General features: G+C 70.2%; 9 protein-coding genes. 4 read left to right on the plus strand and 5 right to left on the minus strand.

Annotated elements, in window-relative coordinates:
• Positions 1-174: 174 nt before the first annotated feature.
• The 4 genes from ABD858_RS00880 to ABD858_RS00895 all read right to left on the minus strand — a co-directional run bounded on the left by ABD858_RS00880 (position 175) and on the right by ABD858_RS00895 (position 5,370).
• Positions 175-1,620 carry a glyceraldehyde-3-phosphate dehydrogenase gene (locus ABD858_RS00880; protein ID WP_345033779.1) on the minus strand — a complete coding sequence of 482 codons (1,446 nt, stop codon included), beginning with the start codon at positions 1,618-1,620 and terminating at the stop codon, positions 175-177.
• Between the two features lie 229 nt (positions 1,621-1,849).
• Entirely contained in the window at positions 1,850-1,975 is a 126-nt protein-coding gene (locus ABD858_RS00885) for an ALQxL family class IV lanthipeptide (protein WP_345033780.1), read from the minus strand.
• A gap of 75 nt (positions 1,976-2,050) precedes the next feature.
• Positions 2,051-5,038 (minus strand): class IV lanthionine synthetase LanL, encoded by a 2,988-nt coding sequence (gene lanL, locus ABD858_RS00890; protein ID WP_345033782.1) that lies wholly within the window; start codon positions 5,036-5,038, stop codon positions 2,051-2,053.
• Between the two features lie 140 nt (positions 5,039-5,178).
• Positions 5,179-5,370, minus strand: coding sequence for a hypothetical protein (locus tag ABD858_RS00895; protein WP_345033783.1), 192 nt, complete (start codon positions 5,368-5,370; stop codon positions 5,179-5,181).
• Positions 5,371-5,571: 201 nt separating this feature from the next.
• Between ABD858_RS00895 and ABD858_RS00900 the strand changes: the two genes are divergently transcribed.
• Both ABD858_RS00900 and ABD858_RS00910 read left to right on the plus strand, forming a co-directional pair.
• Positions 5,572-6,666, plus strand: coding sequence for a hypothetical protein (locus ABD858_RS00900; RefSeq protein ID WP_345033784.1), 1,095 nt, complete (start codon positions 5,572-5,574; stop codon positions 6,664-6,666).
• 484 nt (positions 6,667-7,150) lie between these two features.
• Complete coding sequence (locus tag ABD858_RS00910) at positions 7,151-7,633, plus strand: NUDIX domain-containing protein (protein WP_345033786.1); 483 nt, start codon at positions 7,151-7,153, stop codon at positions 7,631-7,633.
• Between the two features lie 107 nt (positions 7,634-7,740).
• Here the strand turns inward: ABD858_RS00910 and ABD858_RS00915 are convergent, their stop codons facing one another.
• A complete protein-coding gene (locus tag ABD858_RS00915; RefSeq protein ID WP_345033787.1) occupies positions 7,741-8,802 on the minus strand; it encodes a PucR family transcriptional regulator in 1,062 nt (353 codons plus the stop codon).
• A gap of 226 nt (positions 8,803-9,028) precedes the next feature.
• On the opposite strand from ABD858_RS00915, the gene ABD858_RS00920 reads away from it, so the two are divergent.
• Together ABD858_RS00920 and ABD858_RS00925 are read left to right on the plus strand one after the other, a co-directional pair.
• The gene (locus ABD858_RS00920) at positions 9,029-9,634 is read left to right on the plus strand and encodes a hypothetical protein (RefSeq protein ID WP_345033789.1); all 606 of its coding nucleotides are present in this window, start codon (positions 9,029-9,031) and stop codon (positions 9,632-9,634) included.
• A gap of 40 nt (positions 9,635-9,674) precedes the next feature.
• Positions 9,675-11,720, plus strand: coding sequence for an SPFH domain-containing protein (locus ABD858_RS00925; protein WP_345033791.1), 2,046 nt, complete (start codon positions 9,675-9,677; stop codon positions 11,718-11,720).
• Positions 11,721-11,736 lie beyond the last annotated feature (16 nt).

An 11,736-nucleotide genomic window follows, 5' to 3' on the forward strand; every position in this document is an offset into this window, starting at 1 on the left:
AGGTCCCGCCGGTTCCGCCCCTCACGAGGCGGTTGCCCGGTGCGGCCGGGCCGTTCCGCTGCCGAACGGCAGTCGACGGGTGGCGGTGGGAGGGCAACCGGATGCCGATCGGAATCGGCTGCCGCCCCACCGCCACCCGCCTGCCGGGGCACCGGATCGGGCAATCTGCCGAGATCAGACCGCCGGGGCCGGGTAGGTCGGGTACTCCACCCCGGAGACGTGCTGGACGACGCGGATGACCTGGCAGGAGTAGCCGAACTCGTTGTCGTACCACAGGTAGAGGATCGCGTTGTCGCCATCGACCTTGGTGGCGCCGGCGTCGACGATCGAGGCGTGGCGCGAGCCGATGAAGTCGCTCGAGACCGCGTCGGGCGCCGTGGTGAAGTCGATCTGGCGCTTGAGCGGGGAGGTCAGCGACACGTCGCGGAGGTAGTCGAGAACCTCCTCGCGGGTGGTCTCGCGCCCGAGCCGCAGGCTGAGGATCGCGATCGAGACGTCCGGCACCGGAACGCGGATCGAGCTGCCGGTGATCGGCGCCTTGAGATCGGGCAGCGCCTTGGCGACGGCGGAGGCCGCACCGGTCTCGGTGATGACCATGTTGAGCGGCGCCGAACGGCCGCGACGGTCGGCCTTGTGGTAGTTGTCCAGCAGGTTCTGGTCGTTGGTGAACGAGTGGACGGTCTCCACGTGGCCACGCAGGACACCGTACTCGTCGGCCATCGCCTTCAGCGGCGGAACGATCGCATTGGTGGTGCAGGAGGCGCAGGACAGGATCTGCTCGTCCGGCTTGATCGTGTCGTGGTTGACACCGTGGACGATGTTGGGGACGTCGCCCTTGCCCGGCGCGGTCAGGACAACCTTGTCGATGCCGGGGCGCAGGTGCTTCGAGAGGCCCTCGCGGTCGCGCCACTTGCCGGTGTTGTCGATGAGGATGGCGTCGTTGATGCCGTACGCCGTGTAGTCGACCTCCGACGGGTCGTTGGCGTAGATCACCTTGATCTCGTTGCCGTTGGCGACGATCGTGCTGTTCGCCTCGTCGACGGTGATCGTGCCCTGGAACTGGCCGTGGATGGAGTCGCGGCGCAGCAGCGAGGCGCGCTTGACGATGTCCTGGTCACCGCCCTGACGGACGACGATGGCGCGCAGCCGCAGGCCGTTGCCGGAGCCGGCCTTCTCGATCAGCAGGCGGGCGACGAGGCGGCCGATGCGGCCGAACCCGTAGAGGACGACGTCACGGCCCTCGCTGCGCTCGATCTTGTTGGCACCCGTGGCGCCGGCGACGGCCTCGGCGGTGAAATCCTCCACCGAGAGACCACGGTCGTCGCTCTTGTACGTCGCGGCGAGCATGCCGATGTCGATCTGCGAAGGGCCGAGATCGAGCGTGGTGAGTGCCTGCAGGAACGGCAGCGTCTCGGTGACCGAGAGTTCCTCACCGTCGATCTGCCGGGCGAATCGGTGGGTCTTGAGGATGCTGACCACCGACTTGTTCACCAAGGAGCGGCTGTGAAGCAGGACCGTGACGTCCCGCTCCCGGTGCAGCTTCCCGATGATCGGGATCATCGACTCCGCGATCTCCTCGCGGGTCTTCCAGTTGGTGAACGAGTCGTCGTTGACAGTCACAGGTTCATCTTTCGAGCTAGGCAGCGCTCATATGCTAACCCGCCTCTACTTTGATCATCCAAACGGGGCCACCCGAGAGGGGCGCCGCGATCGGACCCTATGACTACATCAGGACAAATAGGTCAATCCATGGCGGGGGGCAGGCCCGTACGCGGTGGAGGGGACCGGCCACGTGCCGGCCCCCTCCGATGGCGGGCCCGGGGGTCCGTCTCCCAGCCCTGGCGGCCGGTCAGCAGCCGCTGGTCAGCCAGCGACAGGCGGTGATCAGCGCGGCGGCGTGCTCCTCACCACGGGCGTCCTCGGTACGGATGTCCTCGGGCAGGACCTGCAGGGCGTCGATGTCGTGCTCCATCATGGCGTTCTCCTTCGTCGCTAGGGGGTGCCGGTCCCGGACGGGCCCGGCTGCCGGTGGCCGGCGGCCACCGGATACTCAGGGGTGGGCGCGCTCGCCCTCGGGCAGCCAGGCGCGGGGGCCGCCGAACCGCATGCGCAGCAGCAGCGAGAGGGTTCCGGCCAGACCGGTGGCGTACTCGGCGAGCACGGTCCTGCGGTTCTCGTCGGGCACCAGCAGACGGCCGTCGTGCAGGACCGCCTGTGCCGCCAGGTGCTCGACCAGCAGTTCCGCTCCGGCGAGGTGGCGCTCGTCGCCCGTCAGCTCGGCGGCGTCGAGCAGGAACTCGGCGTTGCCCGCGAGTCCGTGGCAAGTGGCCGTCGAGTCGGTCACCCGGCCGGCCCGGACGGCGAGGGCCGCGCCTTCCAGCAGGTCGAGCATGACATCGTCGGAAGCGCCGGTGGCCGACCAGAGCCGGAGCAGGAAGGTGCCGACGCCGGACGAGCCGCTGCACCAGTGCCGGGCGAGGTCCGGGGAGTCGGAGAGATGACGGGCGCGGTCGACGGGCCAGAGGGCGCCCGCCGGTCCGCGGCGGGCGGCTGCGACCAGGGTGGCGCCCGCCTCGACAGCCGCGGTGAGGAAGCGTTCCTCCCCCATGGTCTCGGCCGCGAGCAGGAGAAAGGTGCCGACTCCGGCCACGCCGTGCGCGAAGCCGTAGTGCCAGGCGCCCGCAAGAGCGGAACCGAAGTCCTCCGGCACCGGCCAGAAGGTGCCCTCGGGGGTACGCCGAGCCGCCGTCAGCAGCCCGTCCGCGGCCTGCATGGCACGGTCGAGAAAGCGCGGGTCCCCGGTGGCGCGCCAGAAGTGCAGCTGGGTCAGGCCGGAGCCGGCCGCGCCGTGGCAGACATCGGGGTTGGGCCACCGGACGGGGAGCGTCAGGGCGAGCGCGGTGGCGCGTCCGGCGAGGGCGGTGTCGTCCAGCGCCATCGCGGCGTCGAGCAGGGCCCAGGCCGTCCCCGAGCGGCCGAAGTGCAGCCCGGGCAGGTTGCCGGGCAGTGCGTCCTGCCGGTCCGCCGTCCAGAGCGCGGCGGACCGCAGCCCTTCGCGCAGCGCGCCCCAGGTCACGGGAGGCGCCCCGGCGCCCGAAGGGGAAGGCCGCGTGGCAGCCGCTTGGACGGGCTGCACGGAAGGTGATCCGGTGCCGTGGTTGTCCCAGTGGCGCAGTGCCCGGGCGAGCACGCTCACGCCGCCCGCCGAGCCGTGCTGAACGGCCACCGGATCACAGGTCTCGCCAAAGGAATCCGAGCCCCAGAGCCGCTCGGTGTCGGTCGGCCGCATGGCGTCCAGGAGGTGGGCGATGCCGTCGTGCAACAGCCGTGCCCGTATGTCTGCCATGTCAGGCCTCTCCGCCTCCCGCGTCTTCGAGGCCGGGGCATGCGTGCGTGCCGGGCCTGTCGGTCGCGCCACCGGTTCCCGCCGCGGTGCCGCGACGCCGTCGGCGTGCGAGGCGCACCGCTGTCTCCCGGTGAGGAACTGCCGGGCCCGCTCCAGGGTCCAGCGGTCGACGGGGTCGTCCCGCATCAGCCCCCGGATGAGCGGCGAGAAGCGCCGTACCAGCGGATGGTCGCGAGCCAGCAGCCCCACGAGCTGGGCGAGGCGTTCCTCGTCCGGCCGGGCGGCGGCCGTCGGCCGATCCGCGGCGAACAGCGGATCGGCGCCGCTCAGCGCGTGCAGGACCGTCGCGCCCAGGGCGTACAGGTCGGCGCCGGGTGCCAGAGCGGGGGCCACCTGGTCGACGGCGCGCAGTTCGGGGGCGGTATAGCCGGGGGTGGCGCCCAGCACCCAGCGCTCGCCCTCCCTCGCCGCCATCTCCAGGTCGATCAGCAGGAGCCGGCCGTCCGGGGTGACCATGACGTTGTTGGGGTTGAAGTCGTGCAGGGTGATGCCCAGTTCGTGGGCGGCGCCGACCAGTTCGATCAGCTGCCGGACCAGGGAATCGGCCGTCCGGGCGTCGGGGCAGCCGGTGCCGTCCTGGGCCAGGCACTGTGCGACGGTACGACGCAGGGTCGCACCCGGTACCGACTCGGCAGCCAGGAACACACTGCCCTGCTGCTCGAACACCTCGACCAGCCGCGGGACCCGGTCCGGGCAGGCTCTGGAGAAGCGTTCCAGCAGGGCTGCCTCCCGGCGCAGCAGATCCCGGACGTCCAGCCCCTCGAGGCCGGCCCCCACGTGGGGCCGCGCCTGCTTGACGACGACCTGGGCGCCGCTCTCGGTGTCCTCGGCCCGGAACACCCCGCCCTTGTTTGAGTGCTGGATCGCGCCACGTACCAGATAGCGGTCGTTGAGCAGGACGGGCTTGGCCGTGGCACTGCTGCGGGCCGGGACGGCCGGGCGGTCGGGGAACGGGTCGCCCGCCCAGGCCGGCGGACTGAACCAGGCGTTCCGCTCGTCTGCGACCGGTCGCCCTTCGGGGTCGGTCAGACGGGCCGCGAAGGCGCCGTCGGCCGTCAGTTCACGGACGCCCGCGAACACGCCGTACCGGTAGTAGACCTGACTGTCGGGCACATAACGCCGGTCGGAGAGAACCGCGGGTCCCGGCAGCCCCACGGTGGCGTGGTGCAGTTCTTCGGCGAGCAGCCGGAACTGGTCGTCATCGGCCGGGTATACGGTGATGAACTTACCGCCCCCGCTCCGCGCGAAGCGCCCCGAGACCAGTGCGGCAACCCGGGCGGGGCTCCACGCGAACTTGAAGGGCGCCCGGTGGGCGACCAGCACCTCAGCGGACCGGGCCAGGGTGAGGGGGGCCGAAAGCGGAGTGGCCGAGACATGGAGCTTCCACCCCTGTGCGCGCCGGACGACTCCCGCGGGGACGACATGGCACCAGAACTCGCCCGGTTCGACGGCCCAGTCCGCTGCCCCGCCCCGCTCTGCTCCGGGCTCCGTCGCCGTTCCCGGCTCCGCCCGGGGCACGCACCGAGCGATGACGGCGCGTACCAGGTCGGGCAGCAGCGCGAGGTCCGCCGGAGGTTCGGCGCGCGCCCGCCGGGGACCGGGGCCGGGCGGAGACTCAGGCAGTGACGACACGCTCTTCGACCTCGCAATTCGCAACGGATGGGCAGGGTGCCGGGACCAGAGGCCCCGATTCCGCCGGGGCGGACGGGACTTCGCCGACGCGTGCGCGGTGCCGGCCCTGGCCGGGCCGTCAGTGATCCTCCGGACAGGCCCTACATCTGAGGCGGGGTGTAGCCGTCGCCCCAACTGGTGTCCAGCAGACTTCCGGCGACCGGTATGGGCGTTCCTGTCCCGCCCCGGTGCTGCCCGGCGGCCGTCCCCGGCCCGCCGTCCGGCGCGGCGACGGACGCGCCGCCGGCCAGCAGGACCGTGAGGAGGAGAAGACAGCGGATGGCTGCGGGCATGGGACAGCTCCTGGGTCGGGAGGTCGTGGGGTCGGTGGTGAACGCCCGCGTCCGACGGGTTCACCCTGTATGTCGGCCTGGTGGGTTTTGGCCCAACGAGACCCTCAAAGTTCATCCCGGCGAGCCCTGTTGGTCCAGCGCTTTGACCTGGCAATACTCTGCATGGCACGAAAGTCGCAGGGCCGCATTGCGGGGGAACTCATGACCATCGGGACAAACATGGGCGGGCTGCCACGGCTGGACGCGAGGGCCGTCGCCGTCTTCGAGCACGTACTGTCGCGCGGCAGCCTCAGGCGGTGGCCGCCCGACGTGCTCCCGGCCCTCGGCCTGAGCCAGGAGGAGATCGAGGGGGCTTGCCACACCCTGCTGCTGCTCCGCCTGCTGAGACCGGCTCCCGGCAAGCCCGAGGAGCTGATACCGATCAGCCCGAACGCCGCAGCGGCGGAAGTGGTGGGTCCGTTGGAGGCACAGCTCGCGCAGGCCGCGGCGCACGCCCAGTCCGTACGCGACGATCTGTACTCCCTGATGCCGTACTACCACGCCGCCCGGCGCGAACAGGGTCGCCGGGAGGGCATCGACCTGCTGCCCGACCTGGCCTCCGCCTCGGCGATGCTCACCGAGGAGTCGGCCCGCTGCCGGGAGGAGGTGTTCAGCATCCAGCCGGGCGGCGGGCGAGCACCGCACCGCCTCGGGGACGCCATCGACCGGGATCTGGCGATGCTGCGCCGCGGCGTCCGGATGCGCACCCTGTATCAGCACTCGGCACGTTCCAGCCTGTCCACCCAGGGATACGTGGAGACGCTCACCGAGGCCGGTGCCGAGTACCGCACTGCCGCCGAACTGCCCGACCGAGCTGTGGTGTTCGACCGAGTTGTGGCCTTTCTGCCCCGGCGTGCGGAGGGCGGATCGGGCGAGGCAGCGGTGCTCGTCCGGGACCCTGATGTGGTGACATACCTCTGTCGGGTCTTCGAGCAGCACTGGTCCGGCGCGACCCCGTTCCGGGGCAGCAGCGAGGCCGCCTACAAGGAGGTCGGCCCCAGCCTGCGGCGGGCGCTGGTGGGGCTACTGGCCGATGGCGCCAAGGATGAGGTGATCGCCCGGCGCATGGGCATGTCCCTGCGCACCTGCCGCCGCCACATCGCCGAATTATTGGACGAACTGGGGGCCGAAAGCCGCTTCCAGGGCGGTGCGCTCGCCGAACGCGCCGGACTCACCGCGCCGGAGACCCCGGCCGTTGCCAGTGCGGCGGGGCCCCGTGCGAAGAACGGCACGCCGGTCGAGAACACCGCACGCTGAGCCGGAGTGAAGCAGCATCCGCGGGGCTGACGCATCGGCGAGAGTGCGACGTGTACGGCAGGCGAACGCAATCTGTGGTGGCCGCCCCTGCCGGGTGGCCACCACAGGATTTGCCAGGGGAGGCCGACAGCATCCAGGCCGGCCGCCGCGGCTGGCTCTGAAAGAACGCCGTCACGGCGTCCCCCGGGGTACGCCATCCGGGCGGTCGGCGAACTGACTCTGCTCACCCTGGCCGTGCTCCCGCAGGGCATCGCCGGCATGAAAGGCGGCCGCGTATCGCCGAGGACCGCGCCGTCGTCCTCGTCACCCACCGCCTGGCCAACGTCGCCGTCGCGGACCGCATCGTCGTCCTCGACCGGGGCAGCGTCATCCAGCAGGGCACCTTCGACGAAATCGTAGAGAAACCCGGCCTCTTCAGGGGACTGTGGGAGCTTCAGAACGACCGGGGCATCCCGGCTCAGCGCGCCGAGAAAGGACAACCCACATGACGTCGGCCTGGCTGCCGCCCGAGCAGTACATCGAGACGATCGCCCGCGCTACGTCGTACGCCTGCCTGTACTTCACCGACACCGCCGGCCATCCCTTCCAGATGCGCTCGCGCAACAAGAGGGAAATCTGGCAGTGGCCAGGAGGCAACCTGGAGTCGGGTGAAACCCCGTGGGACGGCGCCCGACGCGAGTGCCTGGAAGAGACCGGCTACGACTTCCGAGGTCCGCAGAAGCTCATCGGAGTCCACTTCATCACCGCCGGCACGGCGTGGCCCGCCAATCACATCGGCTTCATCTTCGACGGCGGCCACCTCTCCGATGACCAGCTCAGCAAGATCAAGCTCACCGACGAGCACACCGAATGGCAGGTCAAGCCCCTGGACGGCTGGCGCCGGGAAATGAGTCCGGTCAACTTCGCCCGGCTCGACGCGATCAACACCGCCCGCCGGACCGGCACCGTCGCCTACCTCGAACGCTGACAGGTCGCGCGTGTACGTGCCCTGGCCCGCACCGGTCAGGAGTTGGTCGCTCACTGACCGCCCGGGCAGACTCCCGGCCGATGGATCGAAGTCCGGCTACCGATCGGTCAGAGAGGCTCCTCGGGCCAGCCGAGGAGCCGGGCGCCGACGACCGCCGTCTGCAGGGTGTAACGGTTGACCGGGTCACCGGGGTCGGCTCCCGTCAGTCTGTGGATCCGCTCCAGCCGGTACGTCATCGCCCGCACGCTCAGCGACAGCCGGCGTGCGGCCTCGGCGGCCACGCAGCCGGTGTCGAAATAGACGGCAAGGGTGTCCATGAGGGGCTGCGCTCCCCCACGCGCCTGCTGCAGTGGACCGAGGACGCTCAGCACGAGGTCGGCCATCGCCTGCCGATCGCGGGTGAGGACCGGGTACACCAGGAGATCCGCGGCGTGCAGCACCGGGTCCTCCAGGTCCATACGGGCGGCCAGGTCAAGGGCGTTCAGTGCTTCCTCGTACGAGTGGACGACGCCGCCGACGCCGGTGTGGGCCCGCCCGATGGCGACTCGGCCACCATCCGTGGCCGCGTAGGCCTGCTTGGCGAAGAAGCTCAGTACGTCCGGCTCGTCGCCCGGTGCGACGCAGATCAGCCGGCCGTTCTTCGTGGTGAGCAGGATGCGGCGGTCCCCGAACCGCGTCAGGAGTGAGGACTCGATACTGCGGGTGACCGGGTAGCCGTCGTCGTACGGCTCCGGCCCCTCCGCCACAGCGACTGCGTGTGCATAGGACAACAGCAGTCCGAAACGTTCGGCCCGTTCGGCGAGCCGGCCCGGGTCGCTGCGTCCATGAAGGAGGTCGTCGATGAACTCCCTTCGTGCTGCCTCCTGTTGGCGGATTGCCGCCCGCTGGGCCCGCTCGTGCCCTTCCGCGAAGGCATCCACGGCCTGCTCCACGACGGCGAGCAGATGACCCGTGGCGACGCCACAGAGCGCCGGCCGGACCTCCTGGGCGGCCGACAGGTGAGCGCGGACCAGGGCACGCAGTCCGATGCCGGCCTCCGCGGCCCGCTCTCCGCGGGCGCGCAGCGCCTCCAGCTCGTCGCGGGTGAGCCTCCTGCCGGTCGCACTGGCAGCCGCCAGGACCTGGGCGTACTCCTCCAGATACTCCTCGGCCGTGCTGCGGTCCACCATGGTTCTCCCCCGCTCCTCGACGCGTCACTGACGGATCCTGACGCGGATGTCAAGGGTGCCATGTGGGCGCCGAGCGGTGCCCACCGGCACCAAGGAAGCGTAAAGACTGCCGGTGTACGGCAATGCGCACAGATGTTTCATCCTGTCAGCATGAAGCCGCCGGGGGCATACGGAGAGACCGATGCCGGAATCCGGAAACTCTCTGCCGGGTCGAGGGGGAAGAATCATGGCCGAGTTCTGGCGCGCCGCCACTACGTTCCCCGCGGTGCTGTTCACCACGGCCCTCGTCGTGGTCATCGGCTTCTGGCTGCTGGTCCTCCTCGGCGCCGTCGAATCCGACAGTTTCGACGGCGATGTGAACACGGATGCGTTCGGCCTCGGGGGTGTCCCCGTCTCGGTGTCCGCCTCCTTGACGGTCGCGTGCTCCTGGTTCTTCTGCCTGACCGGATCGGTGCTGCTCGTCCGGGCGGGACTGGCGGGCGGGCTTGTGCATCTGCTCGGTGCTGTCCTGCTGTTCGCCGCTCTGTTCGTCTCCTGGCGTCTGACACGGCTGCTCGTACGGCCGTTGGTGAAGCTCTTTCCCGATGAACCCGGGCCGTCCCTGCAGGACTTCATCGGTCTGACCTGCACCATCCGCACCGGCTGGGTGGACGTCGCGTTCGGTCAGGCGGAGGTCACGGCTCGGGACGGCTCCACCGCCGTCGTGCAGGTCCGGCAGAACGACGGTAGTCGGCTGGCGCTCGGCAGCACGGGGCTGTTGTACGCGTACGACGACGCCGGCGAGTTCTTCTGGGTCACGCCCTTCGACACCGTGCTCGACCCCCGCGGCTGACGGCCGCCACACTCTTCAGCTCTCACCCCTGGGACCGTTCATGGATGCCATCACCCTGGGCATCGGCGTACTCGTCGCCCTTGTCCTGCTCATCGCCATCGCCATGCTGCTCGTGATCAGCCGACTGTTCCGCAAGGTGGAGCAGGGCAAGGCGCTGATCGTGTCGAAGATGCGCAAGGTCGACGTGACCTTCACCGGTCAGGTCGTCCTGCCGGTCCTGCACAAGGCCGAGGTCATGGACATCTCGGTGAAGACCATCGAGATCTCGCGTACCGGGCGGGACGGTCTGATCTGCCGTGACAACATCCGGGCCGACATCCGCATCTCGTTCTTCGTCCGGGTCAACAAGACCGTCGAGGACGTCATCAAGGTCGCCCAGGCCATCGGCACGGCACGGGCCAGCGACCAGGCCACGCTGCAGGAGCTTTTCAACGCGAAGTTCTCCGAGGCACTCAAGACCGTCGGCAAGCAGCTTGACTTCACCGACCTCTACACCAAGCGCGACGAGTTCCGCGACCGCATCATCCAGGTCATCGGCACCGACCTCAACGGCTACAGCCTGGAGGACGCGGCGATCGACTACCTGGAGCAGACACCGCTGGCGCAGCTGGACTCGAGCAACATCCTCGACGCCCAGGGCATTCGGAAGATCACCGAACTGACCGCCGTGGAGCATGTGCGGACCAACGAGTACCGGCAGAACGAGCAGAAGGAGATCACCCGGCAGAACGTCGACGCCCGCGAGGCGATCCTCGAGCTGGAGCGCCGTCAGGCGGACGCCGAGATCAAGCAGAAGCGGGAGCTCGAGACCGTGCGGGCCCGGGAGGAGGCCGAGACCGCCCGTGTGGTGGAGGAGGAGCGGCTGCGGGCGCAGAGCGCCTTCCTCCGGACCGAGGAGCACCTCGGCGTGCAGCGGGAGAACCAGGCCCGCGAGGTCGCTGTGGCGGCGAAGAACCGGGAGCGGGTCATCGCCATCGAGAACGAGCGCATCGAGAAGGACCGCCTCCTGGAGGTCATCGCCCGCGACCGCGAGACCGAGCTGACCCGTATCGCGGCCGAGAAGGAGGTCGAGGCGGAGCGCAGGGAGATCGCCGAGGTCGTCCGGGAGCGCGTCGCGGTCGACCGCACGGTCGCCGAGCAGGAGGAGTCCATCAAGCGGCTGCGCGCGGTCGAGGAGGCCGAGCGGCTGCGCCAGGCCGCTGTCATCGCCGCCGAAGCCGAGGCCCAGGAGCAGCTGGTCAAGGACATCAAGGCCGCGGAGGCCGCCGAGCAGGCCGCGATCCACAGGGCGGCGGAGGAACTCACCCTCGCCGAGGCCCGTAACAAGGCCGCGGACCTGGACGCCCGCGCGAAGATCCGGCTCGCGGAGGGAATCCAGGCGGAGTCCGCGGCCGAGGGTCTCGCCGCCGTCCAGGTCCGGGAGAAGGAAGCCGACGCCATCGCGAAAGCCGGCCGTGCCGAGGCCGAAGCCACCGCCGCACGGCTGAAGGCCGAGGCAGAAGGCGCCCGCGAGAAGGCCCTCGCGGACGCGACGGCGATCGGTGAGAAGCTCAAGGCCGAGGCGGCGGGCCTCACCGAGAAGGCCACGGCGATGGCCGCACTGGACGAGGCGTCCCGCGGGCACGAGGAGTACCGGCTGCGGCTGGAGGCGGAGAAGGACATCCGGCTTGCCGGGCTCGACGTCCAGCGACAGGTCGCCGAGGCGCAGGCCACCGTGCTCGCCACCGGCCTGGAGAACGCGGACATCAACATCGTCGGCGGCGAGTCGGTCTTCCTGGATCGTCTCGTGTCCTCGATCTCTCTCGGCAAGGGCGTCGACGGCTTCGTCCAGCACTCCAAGACCGCACAGGCCCTCGCCAGGCCGTGGCTGGACGGTTCCGCGTCCTTCACCGAGGACCTGAGGAACGTGCTCGGGTCGGTCTCCACCGCCGACGTACGGAACCTGACCGTCTCCGCCCTGCTGATGAAGCTCATGCCGGCCGGGTCCGCCCAACTCGACGAGCTCCTGGACAAGGCGCGTCTGCTGGAACTGGCCGACGTGCCCGTGTCCCAGCTCGCCGACCTGAACGGCGCGGCCCAAGGCTGACGGCCGCGGTCATCGG

This window comes from Streptomyces sannanensis, from assembly GCF_039536205.1.
GTDB classification, from domain to species: domain Bacteria; phylum Actinomycetota; class Actinomycetes; order Streptomycetales; family Streptomycetaceae; genus Streptomyces; species Streptomyces sannanensis.